Genomic DNA, 17163 nt, shown 5'->3' with positions numbered 1-17163 from the left:
CCGGCTGCGCCTATCCGCGTGACCGGATGTCGTCCCCGAAGGATGATACGACCGTAAACCGCTCTTTTCCCTGCCCCCCGGTCAGGATTATATCGCCGCACCGCAGCCAGGCATGGGCGGCAAGCTGCTCCTTGTCCTTGGCAACCCCCAGGTAAAGCGTGCTCGGCACCCCCCGCCGTTTGAGCATAGCCTTACCCGTCATGGCCTGGGCCAGGCATTTGCAATCCCAGGGGAGCCGCCAGGCCGCCCGGACTATCGCCCTGGATACGGCAAGGGGCACCTCACGGCCGTGCGGATCAAGCACACTGGCGGACTCGGCCATGTGGGTCCCCAGATACGGCGCAATCCAGCGGAAGGGCAAAAGCGGTATTGCCAGCCGGCAGATACCGAGCCAGAAAGCGGCCTCCAGCAGCAGGCAAACCTCCGCCAGGGTAAGGCTGAACAGCTTACGCAGATCGTCCGCCCGTAACATCATGCACCATCCCCTCGCTTTCCAATTCGACCAGGAAAGGCAGGACGTCCGCCGTGATCTGCTCCGGGGAAGCGTCGAACTCCCGGCCCAACAACCCGCACAGTTCTTCCGCACCAAGGGGCGTTTCCAACAGCTCCCATATGCGACGGCCGATCTCGTCAAGGCCGATGTAGTTGCCCTTTGCCATGTTCAGGATCACAAGCTCCCGATCCATGGCGCTGGACATCATCTCGTTGTTGCGTACGATGAGGCTCTCCATATCAATCGACATTGTCATTCCCTCCTTGATGAGTTGTATATCCGAACCTCTTCATCATCTCTCCATGGGCCGCGATCAGACGGTTGACCAGTTCAGGCGGCAGTTCTTCGCGCCATGCGCCCGCCTGTCCACGACGAAAAAACGAGCCGGGAGCCCGTAGCGACCGTTCGCGAAACCCTTTTTCCCGTTCCTGCCGCTGCAATTCGGAGAAATCGGAAAAGGCGACCGCCTTGCCAACCCGGGCAGCGTCAAAAGGGAGACCGCAGAAACGGACAACCCCGCCGAACGTTGCCGCCGGAGCGGCAAGCAGGTCTTCATAACGCACCACATGCACCGGCAGCCCCGATTCATCCAGCCAGCTTTGCACATGGCCGCTCCAAGAGAGCATGCTCTGGCGCAACTGGTCCGACAGTCCGCCAAGCGAACGGGAGGTGGCAAACGTCGGGTCGCACATGCTTTCCGCCGCCGTATCAATGTCTACCCCCCAGTGATGGGCGCATGACATGGCCATATCCAGCGGGTTGCGCACGATATAGACCACCCCGGCGGTGACATCCGCCGGAAAGAGCGCTTCCCCCCGGTCAGTGCGCCCCCAGGCATCGTGAACTTTCATGTACAACGTGTCGTGGGTTTCGCCCGCCATGCAGCGATAGACGCCGGGGCGCAGACGTTCTATGACGTTATCGTCCAGTTCCGCAGCCTCGACGCCGACCCATTCGTCGAACCAGAGGCGTGCGCTGGCAATGGGACCGCCTTCCAGCTTGTTGATATCAACGGGTGTGGCGCTGTTGCGCAGGTAGTTGGTCAGCAGTACGCGCATCCAGGTGTTGCCAGATTTCGGGTATGATGCCAGCCAGATAATCTTACGCATCGAGTATCACCGAAACCACATCGTCCAGACTCCAGCGGCTTTCGGGGCGGCGGATGCGGAATATGTCCGCCTGTTCGGCGGTGGCGGAAAAGAGGGGGAACAACCCGGGGTGCTCTTCCTGAAAAAGCGGACCGTACACGCACTCCAAGAGGGCATCGAGTTTGTCAGCGCCTGTCACCCTCGATACGCCGACAATTTTTCCCGTACCGGGTTCCAGGATACAGAGCTTCCGGAGCAGCGTCGCCCCCGAAGATGGCATGCTCGGCGCGGTCAGGGCCGCTTTGCCGCGTCTCACCGGGTGGCGGTCGCAGCCCGATATATCAAGACCTATGCCGTACGCCGCGTCGTCCCACAGGTGCATAACGCTCGAACCGGCCACGACTTCAACGCGGTCATGCGCCGCACAGCGCACAATGGTAATATCGTCGGAGACCATGGCGCACCCTTTTTTCTGGAGCAGGGCCGCAAGGGTAGTGGATTTGCCCGCCTGTGACCTGCCGCACAGGGCAATGGTTCCCGCCGGTGTGTGTGCCGTGCTGGCGTGCAACGCCAAAAGGCCCCGCTGACAGAACAGGGCGGCGGTTACCGGATGTAGAAGATGAAACAGAATACGTTTATCTTCGGCATTCTCGTTGCGCTGAAGGGTAATGCTAGTGCCGCCTTCCACCAGAAAGCGCCCGGACTTCATCCCCCCTTTGAGAAGGTAGCGCCCCGGAGCTGCCTGCCAGCAATACCCCGCTGCCCAACTGTCATCAGTTGCCATGGCGTGTTCCAGTTCCCTGGCCACCGGACCGTAGACCACCGTCACATCCGGTGCGGAAACGGTCTCGACGCGCGGCAGGAACGGGCAGGGAAAGGGGAGGGAAAGGGTCAGTCCGTGGAATGAGTAGGCATATGTCATGAATAGGATTCCTCCAGCAGATCGGCCAGCTCACCCGCACACCAGCGATCACGCGGTCTTCGCAGGGTGCGCACCGGAACCGTCCGGGCGATGGCGCTAGCCTGGCGCATGAAGGCGGCGCGCTCCAACAGGGCATCGGCAATCCGGCTGTTGTACGAGAGCGTGGTGAGGGTGTCGAAGAGTCTTGTCCCGGTGACGTCGGCCAGTTCAATCTCGCCCTTATGGACGGCAAGGCGGAAGAGTGCGCGCAGCGGTTGTGGCGTGGTGCCGAAGCTCTCTACCCGGGGCAGGAGATGTCTGCCGGTGTCGCTATCGTCAAACGCCAGTTTTCCCCTGGCGTCGGACCAGAGAGCCAGTTCCGGAAAGGCCGGATATACCATCGACAGTCCGTTTTCAGCCAAAGACACCGCCGCCAGGTCGTCGGCAAGAAAGCTCCACTCCCGTTTCAGCATAGCTGCCAGAAGGGTCGATTTGCCCGCTCCGGAATCCCCGGCGATCAGGATCGCACCGCTTGGACCGACCACGGCGGCAGCGTGAAGAGCCAGCATGCTCCGCTGATAACAGAGCGCCGCCAGCGGGGCCATCCGCGCAAAACGGCGCAGATCCGCTTCTTCAGCCGTTGGCGACGGATCGATAGTTACCTTTGTTCCGGACTCCACCAGAAAACGTGCCACATCGGGCAGGTCGAGCAGAAAACGACCAGGCGCGGCCTGCCAGAGCACGCCGCGGGATCGTGCGCCATCAAGATACGGAGGGACAGCGGAGTAATTGATAAAGACGTCGGCTAGGAAATCAGGAAACATGGTAGAACCCGTTCACCCACAACCCGGCCATGATTCCCCTGGTGAGGACGGTTAATGACAGAAGGAACGTATCCGGGGTGTCTTTTGTAAGGACCATCGCCCACACTTCGCGCATATAGGGCACATTAACAAAGGCGGCAGCAGGCCCACAGGCCAGTTCGTCCAGGGCGGTTTCGACCTCGGCGGCACAGGCGCGCAGACGTGGGACAATGTCACCCGCCTGACGCCCTCTCCGGCGATTCAGGCGCACTTCATCCGGCAGGCATTCTTTCATCGCCTCGCGGATGAGCCAACGGTCCAGTCCTGTCTTCGGGTCCATGAAGATATGGTCGGGCACGGACAGGGTAAAGGCCAGCACACGGACATCGGCGGTGGGGTCGCGGATCTCAAGACCGTAAACAACACCGTTCTCGGCATGGCGAAATCCGCCATGGGAACGTCCTGGCATAATAATATGACAGCGCTGTTCCAAGGGGGTACGCGGATGGTGCACGGTATCGCTCATCATGCGTTCTGCCTGGTTCAGTCTGCGCGCCAGATCAGGGTGCAAAGCGGAAAAGCTTCCCAGTGCAGGAGGTGGTTTTCGCAACTGCCGGTAGGCATTCAACAATGAAGAGGGCGTATACTGTTTTGCCAGTTCTTTCGCCCAGCGCTGCCAGCCCAAATGTCGTCGCTGGAAGGCCGCCGGTTGAGAAAAAACCGAGCCGGTCCACGAGATCCCGGCGTTTCCCATCTGCCCGGTCAGGAGTACGCGGCTTCCGTGGGAGCGGGCGGCCTGACGGATAGCTTGAAGCCAGAAGAAATTTCCGGCGGCATGGGCGGGTTCGTTATTGACCGTCAACATCGCGCGAATTGCCTGGATAGGCGAGATTGTGTCGGCAGTAATTTTATACAGGTCAATATTGCCGCAATGGTCGGCGGTCTTCTGCGCGAAAGAAAATTCGTCACCGAAGCGTTTTCCCACATACATGCCGGTATCCGATAATGGTGCGGAGGAAAATGCGGATAGGCGCTTGTCATCCCTTTTCAGAAATTTCGCCGCAGTTGCGGCAACCGATCCGGAATCCAGCCCACCGCTCAGGGAGACGGCGATCTTTCTGTCCGAACGAAGGCGGCACCGCACTGCCTCATCGAACAGTTCCGTAAAAGCCGCTACATAATCTTCCCTTCGCGGCAAATGCAGTTCCGCCGTATCTTCCAGACGCCAGTAGCGGTGGGTAGACATATGGTCAGGGGTTACCGTAAGAGAGTGGGCTGGGGGGAGACGTTTTACCGGTTTATAGATAGTGCGCTCGCCGTGATAGGCAGGCGATGAAACCAGTACCTGGGCCAGGTAGAGTTCATCCATTTCCATCGGCGCCAGATGCAGAGCGAGCAGTGCCTGGCGCGAAGAAGCGAACACAAAGAAGCGGGGATCGACGTAGTAATAGAGCGCGGTGTGTCCATGGTGGTCCCGCGCGAGAAACAGCTGCTTTTCTTCCGGGTGCCATACGGCAAAGGCCCAGTCGCCGAACAGACGCGCCGGGCAGTTTTCTCCCCACTCCTGATAGGCGCGTAGCATGAGTTCGCTGTCGGGAATTGCTGTGTGCCGATCGCTGGCTGAAAGTCGTCCGATGAGTTCTTCCCTGTTGTCCAGACGTCCTGCGGCAGTAAACGCAAACTTCCGTCCGTCATTCCAGGATGAAAACGATTCGCGGGATTTAACCGGCATCAGTTCAAATTGCGCTTCCGGAGTAGTAAAATGGCGCATCTGTCCGAAACCGACGGCCCCATCCAGCAGTATGTCACCGCCGTCCGGTCCCCATTCAGCCATGACGCACTGCATCGTCTCCAGCGTATGTGATGCAACCGGATCGCCATTACGATTAAATATGCCAAAAATTCCACTCATCCGTTTCCGGTCGTCCACCATATCTGCAGGACATTTTCTCAAATTATGAACTGTTTTCGGGGCTACAAATAATCAGATCAGTGAGTGGTGAATAAACTTGAATCCAAAGCTACCGAAGCTCCGGCCATGGTCCGCTTGATCTCAATCCGCGTAATAGTCGGGGCACTCCATGCGCTGCGGGTGGATGCTGCGACTGATTCTCCGCTGATAACGCTGCTGTCTGGACAGGACTGTTTATCACGATCCATTGTTGTTCCCTCCGTTGTTGGAATACTGAGCTTTACTGTTTAGTGGGCGTCGCGTGGCTTCGGCAGGTTGCAACGCCCCCTTTTCCCGTCGCGGAAGAGGGGGCAACACAAGTTATGTCACCGAACAACGATACCTGACGCTTACTGCCTGACTGGGAAATCACCCTGCCAGGCCATAATAAAGTTGATCCCCTGGTAAGGTTGCATGTTGCTGTGAGTAGATCCACCACCTGCGGAAGCAAGGGCATCGGCTTTCATGGCAACCGGCGTACTGGCTACCGTCTTGCCATACGGTTGAATTTGAGGTGTCGATATAACCTTGGCCCAGATTCGATTTGCGGGATTATTGCTGGTACCTGTTGCGTTGGTCCCTTGTGCCGCGTGGGTGTGGGGGGGCATCTGGTTGTCGATCAGAGTTGTAGCCGGCACGCCACAGGCATGACCGAGCGTACGCGGCGTCAAGCCGGTGCCGGCGCCTTGCCCCATGGGGGCGTACGCCTGCAGATTCGGCAGGTTGAAATAGGTACTGCCATCTCCGCCGTACGTGGCACCAATCACCGCATAGAGGGCCTGAAACTCGGTAATGCTCAACCGTTGGCCTTGACAATAAAACCAGCCATAGGGCGCAAAATTCCCCGCGAAAGTCCTTATTTCACCTATAAATGGAATAGCCATGTATCAATCCTCCTTTCCTAGGGCCGCGTCGGATATAAACCCATAAGGGCGATGCAATAGTTTACCACCTGATACGGCTGCATGTTGTTATGGGCTCCGCCGCCACCCGCAGTCGAAAGTGCGCTCTGGTCCATGACTGCATTCGCGCCGGACTCATATGCATTGACCGGATTTGAGCTGGGGTCATCGGCTTTTGCCCAGATATTGCCGGCCGCGAGGGTGACGGGCGACGCAAAGTCGGCATTGATACTGTTTGCCAAAGCCGAATGGGTATGCGGCGGGATTTGAGAGGTCGTGAGGGTTACCGTTTCGGAGCCATCTTTTTTTCCGGCTGCGACTATGTTACCGCAGACCGGATTGGTTCCGGGAGGCATGGGAACACGTCCCTGCAAATCCGGCAGACCGAAGTTAGTTTTGCCGTCGCCGCCGAAAGTCGTATTGAGCAGGGAATAGAGCGCCTGGTTCTGAACGATCGGCAGCAGCGCGCCGTTGCACAGCGCCCAGCCACGCGGCGCAAAATCAAACGGGAATATTCTTATTTCTCCTAAGAAAGGTTCAGCCATGAGTATTTCCTCCATGTTAGTCTCTTGTCGGGTATTCGCCCTGTAAGGCGATGATAAAGCTCAGCGGGAAAGAGGGCATCATGTTGAGGTGAGCCGCTCCGCCAGCCTGATAGCCTGTCCCTATGGCTGCCGAATTCATGTCGTGAATAATGGAGGGTGATTTTACCTCGGCGGGGGTTATGAATTGGTTGACTGCCGCAAGTGAAGCCCAGACACCGTTTTCAGGGCTCGGTTGCGTGCCGGTTCCCGAGGCAGCGTTGACCGTATGAGTGTGTGCCGGTGTTTGAGCCAGGGTTAACCCTACCGTTTCAGTGCCGTTTTTCTCTCCGACCGGGTGGTTCGTCAAATCGGTACCCTGTCCCTGGCCGATGGGAAGCCGACCCCGCAGGTCCGGCAGGGCGAAGTTGTTGATCCCGTCACCGCCGTAGGCTGTGCCGATGAGTGAATAGAGCGCATCGTAGCCACTGATCGGCAGCAGAGTGCCGTCACAAAAATGCCAATTCTCCGGCGCATAGTCTCCGCCGAACATCCTGATCTCGCCAAGATACGGATCGCTCATGCTTTTGTTCCTCCTTTTGATCTGGATTGTTATGCGCTGCCGACCAAGGTGAAGCAAACCATGGAGTACGCACATAGGTACTCATTTCCCACGTGCCCCCCCTGACCTCCTTTCTCTAGCGTGACGTCAGACGGTTAAAAACCGCTTCGTAATACATCCCGTCTCTCCCTTTGATATCCACCGGTCCGAGGAAAAGAACGAAATCCCCAATGTCTGGGTGTGACAGCCGGTAACCTTCACCCATCTTTTTCCTCAATTTAACAGTTCTCTCTCCATGTAGTAGTACATGCCTCTCAACTCCAGTTCCCTAAAACCGAGCGCTTTATAGAACTGCAGAATCGGGTTGCTTCTCTCCACGTGCAGACTCATGACAAGCCCCTTGGCATCGGCCTCTTCGACCAGTGCCCGCAAAATTCTTCCCCCCGCGCCTTTTCCCTTGAAGTCAGGCAACAGCGAGATGTCGATGACCAGCATCCTGTCCTCTTTGCGGTCCACATACAGCCTTCCGGCGGGCGTGCCGTCAATGAAAACGATATTGAAAGATGCACCGGGATAGTTCTGCATATACTGCATGTGCTGAAGCCTGAACTGCATCCTCAGGAAAGCCTCGATCTGAGTTTCGTTCCATCCCGTAACGGCCATCTCCGTGAGCCGCGTGGAGGCGTACAGACGGTACAGGAATTCCATATCCTCATCAGTAATGGGGCGGAAATGGATAGTTTCGCTCCTTTTCGTGGCGGTGTTATGGTTTTCCATGGGAATCCAGACGTTCGACATGTCCAACATATCGTACCAAATCACATGAGAGCGACAGATGCTTCTGAATCGCTGAAGAACGCCTGAGATTGGTTGACATACCAGGTATGCTTTACCAAAAAATAAAGTTTAACAATTATTGCAAATTAATGTTAAATCTAAATACCACAAACCAGGACACTGTCAATTATTATTTTCTATTTAAACGCTTCTTAAACATGAGAACGAATTCAAAAAAAGGGCAACCCGCTGGTTGCCCTTGATGACTTTTCCTCTTCACTATCCACCGTCTGCAAGTAATGTTTTCACTCATCTCAATTTCAGGTTACATTGTAGAACCCATTCACCCACAATCCGGCCATGATGCCTCTGGTGAGAATGGTTACCGACTTGCGAAAAGCTTCCGGAGTGTCATCGGTGCGGACCATTGCCCACACCTCGCGCATATAAGGCACATTTAGATAGGCGGCCGCAGGCCCCACGGCCAACTCGTCCAGGGCGGTTTCTACCTCGTCGGCGCAGGCGCGAAGCCGAGGGACAAGGTCGCCCGCCTGACGACCCCTCTCGCGATTTAAACGCACCTCGTCCGGCAGACGGCCCTTCATGGCCTCGCGGATGAGCCAACGATCCAGCCCCGTCGTCGGGTCCATGAAGATGTAGTCGGGCACCGAGAGCGTGAAGGCGAGGACACGTGCATCTGCAGTAGGGTCGCGTATTTCCAGCCCGTGAGCTGCCCCCATTTGGGCATGCAGCGCACCGACAAAGGAGCAGCCGGGCTGGAGAATCTGAAAACGCTTTTCTTGCGGACTGCGCGGATGCTCGGCAGGGTCGTTCAATCGTTGTTCCAGCAGGTTCAAGCGGCGAGCAAAATCAGGATGGATGGCGGATGATTGGCACCATGAATAATCCTTCGGCATTCGCGCGCGGCGGTATGCCTTCAGCAAGACAGGGGATGCAATCCGCTTTGCGCTTTCCTTTGTCCATTTCCTCCAGCCATAATGGCGTAACTGCAATGCGAGCGGCTGTGAGAACACATCACCTGTCCATGAGATGCCACCGTTACCCACCTGACCGGTGAGCAGGGCACGGCAGCCACAGGCACGTGCAGTCTCTTCCAGCTCCAGCATCCAGAAAAAATTTCCAGCGGCGTGCGCCGGCTCGCCGTGAATCCGAAGCATCCGACGAATTGCCTGTATGGGCGTAATTGCTGCCGCGGTGATGGGCAGATGATCTACATTCCCGGCGAATTGCGCGGTAGACCGGGCAAAGGGAAACTCATCGCCAAAGTTCTTTTTTACATAGGCGCTTGTATCCGAAAGCGGCACAGAAGTAAAAGCTGTCAGGCGTCTACCTTCGTTACGCAGGAAATGCGCCGCCGTGGCAGTAACCGACCCGGAATCCAGCCCCCCGCTGAGTGTTACGGCAATTTGCCCGGCCCCATTTCCTTGTGTGTTGCCGCCGTTTGCAACCCTCAGTCTGCAGCGTACCGCCTCATCGAACAGATCGCGAAATGCCTCTACATAATCATTACGCCGTGGCAGGCGCAGTTCGGGAGTCTCTTCCAATCGCCAATACCGGCGCACATCGAGGCGTTCATGCGAAACTGTCAGGCAATGCGCAGGCGGCAGGCGCTTAACAGGCGTGTGGATGGTGCGCTCTCCGTGATAAGCAGGCCACGAAACCAGCACCTGTGCAAGGTAGAGTTCGTCCATCTCTTTGGGCACAAGGTCCAGTGCGAGCAATGCTTTGCGGTCAGAAGCAAAGGCAAACACATGCCGGTCTGCATAATAATAAAGCGATGTGTTGCCATAGTGGTCGCGGGCGAGAAAAAGCCTGCGTTCACGGGGATGCCATACGGCGAAAGACCAGTCTCCGTAAATGCGCTTCGGGCAATCCTCGCCCCATTTGCGATAGGCCTGAAGGATCACTTCACCATCCGGGATTCCGCATTTTTCATATTCGGCAATCCGCAATCCGCAATCCGCGATCAACTCTTGCCGGTTGTCCACGCGTCCGGCCGCGGTAAAGATGAAGCCCTCTGCCGCATCAATGAGCGGCATCTTCTCATACGTCGCCTCAGGCGTGCTGAACAGACGCATCTGTCCCATCGCCGCAGGACCGTCCAGCAACACGTCACCGCCGTCCGGCCCCCATTCAGCCATGTGACGCCGCATGGTCTCCATGGTAAGCGGTGCGATTGAAGCACCATCACGCCGTAAAAAACCGAAGATACAGCTCATTTATACTCCTGGGGCACAATATGTCTTTTTAAGTATTTGCTGCCCGCGTTCTCGGGCAAGACTCCTGGTGGCCGACATACGTGTGTGTTACCCTTCATTGGTACTTCCATCGCCATCATTAACACTGCCAGTTGACAACATAGTTTTCTTAATGTTGATACGCGTGACTATGGGTTTGCTCCATGTACGGCAGGACCCTGTATCCCAAGTCTCGCCGGTGCCAGCGGTGATTGCTGCACTTTTGCTCTTTTTGTTGTCCATCGTTTTTTCCTCCTTGGCTATTATTCCTGACTTATCAACCCTAGACCGCGCATCTTAATCATTGCAAATTAATACCAATTCACATACCATAAACACTGGCATAGTCAATTAACATTAGATATTTAAATACTTCTAAAACATGGGAATGAATCAAAAAAAGGGCAACCCGCTGGTTGCCCCTTGATGACCATTTCTCCTCACTCCTCACGGCGCCACTACAGATAAACGATCTCATCCGCCAGATCGGTGATCTTCACCCCGCCGTGGCTGCTCACTGCAAAGGTATTTTCGATCCCCACCACACCCATGCCGGGGAGGACGAACTTGGGCTCAATGGCAATGGTCTGCCCCGCCTGGAGCGGCACCTTGAAGCCTTGGGCCAGGACCGGATACTCGTCCAGCTCCAGCCCGACACCGTGGCCGACAAATTTGGCGTTTTCCCCCGGCGCGCCCATGAAATTCTGCCCCAGCCCCGCCTGTTCCGCCATTTCGGCGGCCTTGAAGAACAGTTCCTCGCAGATGACACCCGGCTTCAGGTTTTCCACCAGGTGCTGCTGGATGGCAAGGGAGGTGGCAAAGGCATGCTCCAGCTCCGGCGCAAGCTTGCCGATGGCGAAGATCCGGGTCATGTCGACGATGTAGCCGTTGAAGACACCGGTGTAGTCGATGAGAACGGGAGTGTTGGCGGTGATTGCTTCGGTGGAGGCGCCGTGGGGAGAGGCGGTGGAGAGCCCCCGGCCGGTTACCGCACCGTCGAAGAAGCCGGGGTTGCCGGAGGTGGCGCCGCTGACCGCCAGTCCCTGGAACAGCTCCTGGTTGAAGGCGCGCATCCGCACGTATCCCTCGCCCCCCGCCTTTCGCAGCCGGTATTCGAACTCGGCGGCCAGGTCGATTTCCCGCATTCCCGCCTTGAGAAACTCCGGCACCTGGCGGAACACCTCGCAGAGATGGTCACCGCTGTGGCGCATCCGCTCCAGCTCCCACTCCGACTTGACCGATCGGATATCCCGGTTGATGGCGGAGATGTCGGCAAACTCACGCCCCGGCAGGAGCTTGGAGTAGTAGTTGTACTGCTGCACCGGCGCCACGTCGAAAGTGAAGCCGATCTTTCGCACCTCCGCGCCGAACAGGGCAGGAAACTCCTTGCTTCCCGGAAACGGTCGGGTATCCTCGATGAGGCTCTCAGTCAGGGCGCGTGCGTAGCTCTTCCGGGCAAAAAGGCGCGGATTGCCGTCCGCCGGTATCCAGATGGTGGAGTTCTGGCGGGTGCCGGCGAAATAATAGACGTCGATGGGATAGATGAAGAGCGCCCCGTCGAGCCCCTTCTCCTTCAGTTCCTTCTGCAGCCTGATGATCCGCTGTTCCGATTCCATTTTAGTCAACATTCGGTCTTCCCCCAATCATTGTAATAGGCAATTTCAGCGAGTTCCTTGCGCGGCCGCTGCTTCGGCTCCTGGTCGGGGTAGCCGAGCGGCGTCACCCCCACCACCCGGATTCCGTCGGGAATGCCAAGTTCCCCCTTGATGGCCGCTTCGTCGTACCACCCCATCCAGCAGGTGCCGAGCCCCAATCCATGGGCCGCCAGGCAGATATGCTCGAAGGCGATGGCCGTATCGGCGATGTAGTACTCGACGCCGTTCTCTATCCCCGATTCGGCCGGGTCAGCACAGACCACGATCACCACCGGCGCCTGGGCAATGGCCTTTTTCCCCGGATTATCGTCGGGGAAGGCGGAGAGCATAGCGTCTTTCTTATCGGAAGCAGTCAGGACCAGGAAACGCCAGCACTGCATGTTCTTCCAGGAAGGGGCGAGCCGGGCCGCGTCGAGCACCTGGCCGATCTTCTCCCACTCTACCGGGATATCTTTGTATTTCCTGATGCTCCTTCTATCGTTGATCGCTTGGAAAATATCCATAATTCCTCCAGATTTTCAGCATTTAATCCGCGTTCATCAGCGTCCCGACAAAGGTTCTTCGCCTTAATCCCCGGCATAACCGGGACCCTCCCCCAACCCCTCCCATCAAGGGAGGGGAGCTTTAAAGTCCCCTCGCCCCTTGTGGACCCAAATTGCGGGCCTAAAGGAGAGGGCTAGGGTGAGGGGGGAAGTGCGGATACAAAAAACTTACCGCAAGGGACTCAAGCCGCAAGCGCCTATATGATCGCATGATGCCGGACGATCGACTGGTAGCTCCGGTGGGCCGCCAGGTAGCTGGCATCTTCGACATAGGTGGCAGGATAGATGGCAGGCACCGGCTGGTGCACCAGTTCCCGGTCCACGTTGACGAAGGTGAACAAGCACGAATTGGAGAGCGCCTTGCTGGTCCGGTCGAGGCTGAGCCGCTCGATGCTCGCTTCAACGCAGACGAAGCTGCCACTGGTGTAAACCACCCGTGAGGTGAAGTGGAGCTTGTCACCCATCCGGACCGGGTGGAAGAAGTTGATCCGGTTCACCGCGGCGACGATGGAGCGGTCCGGCGCCACCAGCTCCGAACAGATGGCGGAAAGCTCGTAGGCGCGCCGGATCAGGTAGCCGCCGAAGATCTTCTGCGGCACGTTCTCCTGCTCCGGGTACATCCGCTCCCAGGCATCGGCCACCAGGCGCCCGGCCAGAAGGCCGGAGAACCCCGGCTCCTCCTGGGCCTTGTGCAGGGCGGCGAGCATCTCGTACTCCTCCCGCGACGGGGGCTCCGTCAGGAGCGCCTGCTGCTGGCGGTACTCATCCCGTCCCGACAACGCCTTCTTCGCCCGCGCCTGTTCCGTTTCGTCCAGGTATTCCAGCGGGGGGAGCGTCACGCTCACCGCCCCCTCCCCCATGCCGGAGCGGGCCACCATGGTGAAGTAGCAGGAGGCGATGTGGTTGGTGGGATCGCCCGGCTGTTCGACGCGGATGCCGATCTCAAGCGATGACCGCCCGACGTGATTGATGCGGGCGTGGAAGACGATGTCTCTGGTCACGTCAGCGGCATGGCGGACGAAGATGTTGTCGATGGCCGCCGTCACTACCCGCGCATCCGGGTAGAAACGATTCACATAATTCAAGGCGGTCTTCTCGGCGACCAGGTCCAGGATCTCCAGCAAAAGGCCGAAGCGGAGGTTTCCCGGAATCGGCTCGTCCACCACCATGTAGCGACGGCGCAGGGCAAGGTCGGTACTGAGGGGAAGGGTTTGGTAGTATGAGGTTTCTTTGGGGCGGGTCATGGGGTGACTCCTTTGAAAAATCAGCTGGGGAAACCGGACTCTTTGAACTGCAAAGGCGCAATGGACACGAAGAAAATCTCAAATGATTATTCTGTCATATATTTCGAAATTCGCAATCGCCGCCATCACATGTTTCTTCGATATTCGCCCCCCACCTCAAACAACGCCCTGGTGATCTGGCCGAGAGAGGCGTACTTCACCGTCTCCATCAACTCGGCAAAGATATTGCCGCCACTGACAGCCACCTCTTGGAGGCGCTTCAGGGCCAGCGGGGCCTTTACCCTGTTCCGCTCCTGGAAGGCGCGCAGGTTTCGAATCTGCTGCTCCTTTTCTTCAATGGTAGCCCGGGCCAGTTCGCCCGGCACCTGGTATCCGTCCTCATCGGCGCGGGGGTTCAGGAAGGTGTTGACGCCGATGATGGGGAGCTCGCCCGAGTGCTTCTTGTGCTCGTAAAGCATGGACTCGTCCTGGATCTTGCTCCGCTGGTACTGGGTCTCCATGGCGCCGAGCACCCCGCCCCGCTGGTCGATCCTTTCGAACTCGGCCAGCACAGCCTCCTCCACCAGGTCGGTCAGTTCGTCGATAATGAACGCCCCCTGGAGCGGGTTCTCGTTCCTGTTCAGCCCCAACTCCTTGGTGATGATCATCTGCACCGCCATGGCGCGGCGCACCGACTCCTCGCAGGGTGTCGTGACCGCCTCGTCGTAGGCGTTGGTGTGCAGCGAGTTGCAGTTGTCGTAGAGGGCCATCAGCGCCTGTAGGGTGGTGCGGATGTCGTTGAAGTCCATTTCCTGGGCATGGAGCGAGCGGCCGGAGGTCTGGATGTGGTACTTGAGCTTCTGGCTCCGCTCGTTGGCGCCGTATTTCTCCCGCATGGTTACCGCCCAGATGCGCCGCGCCACACGGCCTATCACCGTGTACTCCGGGTCGAGGCCGTTCGAGAAGAAGTAGGAGAGGTTCGGGGCGAAGTCGTCGATGTGCATCCCCCGGGAAAGGTAATACTCCACATAGGTGAAGCCGTTGGAAAGGGTGAAGGCGAGCTGGCTGATGGGGTTCGCCCCGGCCTCGGCGATGTGGTAGCCGCTGATGGAGACGGAGTAATAATTCCGCACCTGCTTGTCGATGAAGTACTGCTGGATGTCACCCATCATCTTCAGGGCGAACTCGGTGGAGAAGATGCAGGTGTTCTGCCCCTGGTCTTCTTTGAGGATGTCGGCCTGGACAGTGCCGCGCACGGTCTGCAGGGTACAAGCCCGGATCAGCTCGTACTCGGCGGCGGCGGGCTCACGCCCCTTTTCCCCGCGGAACCGGTCCACCTGCTGGTCGATGGCCGCATTGAAGAACATGGCGAGCATCATCGGCGCCGGGCCATTGATGGTGATGGAGACGCTGGTGGAGGGGGCGCAGAGGTCGAAGCCGGCATAGAGCTTCTTCACGTCCTCCACGGTGCAGATGGAGACGCCGCTCTCCCCCACCTTGCCATAGACGTCGGGAGGAAAATCCGGGTCCTCGCCGTAGAGGGTAACGCTGTCGAAGGCCGTGGAAAGGCGCTTGGCGCCGTCGTCCCGGCAAAGGTAGTGAAAGCGCCGGTTGGTCCGCTCCGGGGTCCCCTCGCCGGCGAACTGTCGTTTAGGGTCCTCCTCGACCCGCTTGAAGGGGAAGACCCCGGCGGTAAAGGGGAACGAGCCCGGCACGTTCTCCTTCATGCTCCACTTGACGATCTCCCCCCAGTCCTCGTAATCGGGGACGCAGACCCGGGGGATTTTGGTCCCGGAGAGGGAGGTGGTGTAGAGTTCGGTGCGGATTTCCTTGTCCCTCACACTTGTCACGAGGGCGTCCTGACGGTACGATTGCTTCATTCCCGGCCAGCTCTCGATGATCCGGCGCGGCTCATCCCGGAGCTTGGCCTCGTAATATCCTATCAGTTGGTCAACCCCCGCCGCGGTCGCGTCACTGTCGGCAAGGAGGGCACGGGTCCCCTTGAGCTGGAAGAGGGTGCGGGCGATCTGCGCCTGCTCCGCCGCGGTTTTCCGGTAGCCGCGCACCGACTGGACGATCTCCCCCAGGTAATGAATCCGGTCGGATGGGATGATGTACTTCTTCAGGCTCTCCCGCTCGGTAATGGCAAGCTGCGACTGCCAGCCGAGCCCCTTCTTCTCGTTGAACCGGTCGAGCACCGCCCGGTAAAGGACATTGGTGCCGGGGTCGTTGAACTGGGAAGCGATAGTGCCGAACACCGGCAGCTCCTCGTCGGCGAGGTCGAACAGGTTGCGGTTGCGCCGGTACTGCTTGCGCACGTTGCGCATGGCATCCTCCGAACCCTTCCGCTCGAACTTGTTGAGGGCGACGATGTCGGCGAAGTCGAGCATGTCGATCTTTTCCAGCTGGGTCGGCGCGCCGAATTCGCAGGTCATGACGTAGAGGGATACGTCACAGATCTCCACCACCCCGGCATCCCCCTGGCCGATGCCGGAGGTCTCGACGATCACCAGGTCGAAGCCTGCCGCCCGCACCACGGCAATGGCGTCTTCAATGGCGGCGGACAGCTCGGAACGGGAGTCGCGGGTGGCCAGCGAGCGCATGTAGACCCGGTCGGTATTGATGGAGTTCATCCTGATCCGGTCGCCCAGGAGCGCGCCGCCGGTCCGCTGCCGGGAAGGGTCTACCGCCAGGATCGCCACGCTCTTCTCCGGGAAATCCCGTATCAATCGGCGCACCAGCTCATCGGTAAGGGAGCTCTTCCCCGCCCCGCCGGTGCCGGTAATGCCCAGTACCGGCACCTTGCTCCCCATGGCGCGAACCCGCTCCCTGACCTTTCCATACCCTTCCGTATGCTCGTGGACCGCCTGTTCGGCCAGGGAGATGAGGGTATTGACCGAGCGGATGTCCCGTCCTTTAAGCCGTTCGATTTCCGTATCCAGGTCCCGTTCCGGCTGGAAATCGCATAGCTCCAGCATGTGGTTGACCATCCCCTGCAGCCCCATGCGCCGGCCGTCTTCGGGTGAGAATATCTTGCTCACCCCGTAGCCTTCGATCTCCCGGATCTCTTCGGGGACGATCACCCCGCCGCCACCGCCGAAGACCCGGATATGCCCGGCGCCCCGCTCTTTGAGCAGGTCGCAGATGTATTTGAAGAACGGCACGTGGCCACCCTGGTAGCAACTGACCGCTATCCCCTGGGCGTCCTCCTGAATGGCGGCGGTGACGATCACATCCACGGAGCGATTGTGCCCCAGGTGGATCACCTCGGCCCCCGAGGACTGGAGCATGCGACGGATAATATTGGTAGCTGCGTCGTGACCGTCGAACAGGCTGGTTGCGGTCACGAAACGGATCTTGTTTTTGGATGTATAGGGTGCTGCGGCGGTTGTGTGCATGTCGGTTCTCCTCGTTTCACGTATATATGAGGATCGAGGATCGAGGTTCGAGGTTCGAGGAAAACCTCTAGGCTCTAGGCTCTCACCTC

Annotated in this window: 17 protein-coding genes; all 17 read right to left on the bottom strand. The window is 58.4% G+C overall.

Features of this window, described 5'->3' with window-relative positions:
- Positions 1-10: 10 nt before the first annotated feature.
- Positions 11-475: a lasso peptide biosynthesis B2 protein gene (locus GURA_RS06895; protein WP_011938274.1), complete on the bottom strand. Its 465-nt coding sequence runs from the start codon at positions 473-475 to the stop codon at positions 11-13.
- Positions 447-743, bottom strand: coding sequence for a PqqD family protein (locus GURA_RS06890; RefSeq protein ID WP_011938273.1), 297 nt, complete (start codon positions 741-743; stop codon positions 447-449). Before GURA_RS06890 ends, GURA_RS06895 begins: the two co-directional genes overlap by 29 nt.
- Positions 733-1602, bottom strand: coding sequence for a sulfotransferase domain-containing protein (locus GURA_RS06885; protein WP_011938272.1), 870 nt, complete (start codon positions 1600-1602; stop codon positions 733-735). Before GURA_RS06885 ends, GURA_RS06890 begins: the two co-directional genes overlap by 11 nt.
- Positions 1595-2503, bottom strand: coding sequence for a hypothetical protein (locus GURA_RS06880; protein WP_011938271.1), 909 nt, complete (start codon positions 2501-2503; stop codon positions 1595-1597). The genes GURA_RS06885 and GURA_RS06880 overlap by 8 nt, the downstream gene beginning before the upstream one ends.
- Positions 2500-3225 carry a hypothetical protein gene (locus GURA_RS22705; protein WP_157046147.1) on the bottom strand — a complete coding sequence of 242 codons (726 nt, stop codon included), beginning with the start codon at positions 3223-3225 and terminating at the stop codon, positions 2500-2502. The genes GURA_RS06880 and GURA_RS22705 overlap by 4 nt, the downstream gene beginning before the upstream one ends.
- A 70-nt stretch (positions 3226-3295) precedes the next feature.
- The gene (locus GURA_RS06870; RefSeq protein ID WP_157046146.1) at positions 3296-5197 is read right to left on the bottom strand and encodes an asparagine synthetase B family protein; all 1902 of its coding nucleotides are present in this window, start codon (positions 5195-5197) and stop codon (positions 3296-3298) included.
- A gap of 389 nt (positions 5198-5586) precedes the next feature.
- A complete protein-coding gene (locus GURA_RS06865) occupies positions 5587-6120 on the bottom strand; it encodes a phage tail protein (protein WP_011938268.1) in 534 nt (177 codons plus the stop codon).
- Between the two features lie 17 nt (positions 6121-6137).
- Positions 6138-6683, bottom strand: coding sequence for a phage tail protein (locus GURA_RS06860; RefSeq protein WP_011938267.1), 546 nt, complete (start codon positions 6681-6683; stop codon positions 6138-6140).
- Between the two features lie 16 nt (positions 6684-6699).
- Positions 6700-7242: a phage tail protein gene (locus GURA_RS06855; RefSeq protein ID WP_041245318.1), complete on the bottom strand. Its 543-nt coding sequence runs from the start codon at positions 7240-7242 to the stop codon at positions 6700-6702.
- A gap of 115 nt (positions 7243-7357) precedes the next feature.
- Entirely contained in the window at positions 7358-7486 is a 129-nt protein-coding gene (locus GURA_RS25280) for a DUF6916 family protein (RefSeq protein WP_407639341.1), read from the bottom strand.
- A gap of 8 nt (positions 7487-7494) precedes the next feature.
- A complete protein-coding gene (locus tag GURA_RS06850; RefSeq protein ID WP_198134534.1) occupies positions 7495-8019 on the bottom strand; it encodes a GNAT family N-acetyltransferase in 525 nt (174 codons plus the stop codon).
- Positions 8020-8318: 299 nt separating this feature from the next.
- A complete protein-coding gene (locus tag GURA_RS06845; RefSeq protein ID WP_011938264.1) occupies positions 8319-10238 on the bottom strand; it encodes an asparagine synthase-related protein in 1920 nt (639 codons plus the stop codon).
- An 87-nt stretch (positions 10239-10325) separates the two neighbouring features.
- The gene (locus tag GURA_RS24180) at positions 10326-10499 is read right to left on the bottom strand and encodes a hypothetical protein (protein WP_157046145.1); all 174 of its coding nucleotides are present in this window, start codon (positions 10497-10499) and stop codon (positions 10326-10328) included.
- A gap of 215 nt (positions 10500-10714) precedes the next feature.
- Positions 10715-11884 carry a M24 family metallopeptidase gene (locus GURA_RS06840; protein ID WP_011938263.1) on the bottom strand — a complete coding sequence of 390 codons (1170 nt, stop codon included), beginning with the start codon at positions 11882-11884 and terminating at the stop codon, positions 10715-10717.
- Positions 11878-12414: a nitroreductase family protein gene (locus tag GURA_RS06835; RefSeq protein WP_011938262.1), complete on the bottom strand. Its 537-nt coding sequence runs from the start codon at positions 12412-12414 to the stop codon at positions 11878-11880. The genes GURA_RS06840 and GURA_RS06835 overlap by 7 nt, the downstream gene beginning before the upstream one ends.
- Before the next feature lie 236 nt (positions 12415-12650).
- Entirely contained in the window at positions 12651-13697 is a 1047-nt protein-coding gene (locus GURA_RS06830) for an acyl-CoA thioesterase (protein WP_011938261.1), read from the bottom strand.
- A gap of 125 nt (positions 13698-13822) precedes the next feature.
- Positions 13823-17074 (bottom strand): fused isobutyryl-CoA mutase/GTPase IcmF, encoded by a 3252-nt coding sequence (gene icmF, locus GURA_RS06825; protein WP_041245316.1) that lies wholly within the window; start codon positions 17072-17074, stop codon positions 13823-13825.
- Between the last annotated feature and the right edge of the window lie 89 nt (positions 17075-17163).

Source organism: Geotalea uraniireducens Rf4, assembly GCF_000016745.1.
Classification (GTDB): domain Bacteria; phylum Desulfobacterota; class Desulfuromonadia; order Geobacterales; family Geobacteraceae; genus Geotalea; species Geotalea uraniireducens.
This window is presented reverse-complemented; position numbering and strand designations above follow the sequence as displayed.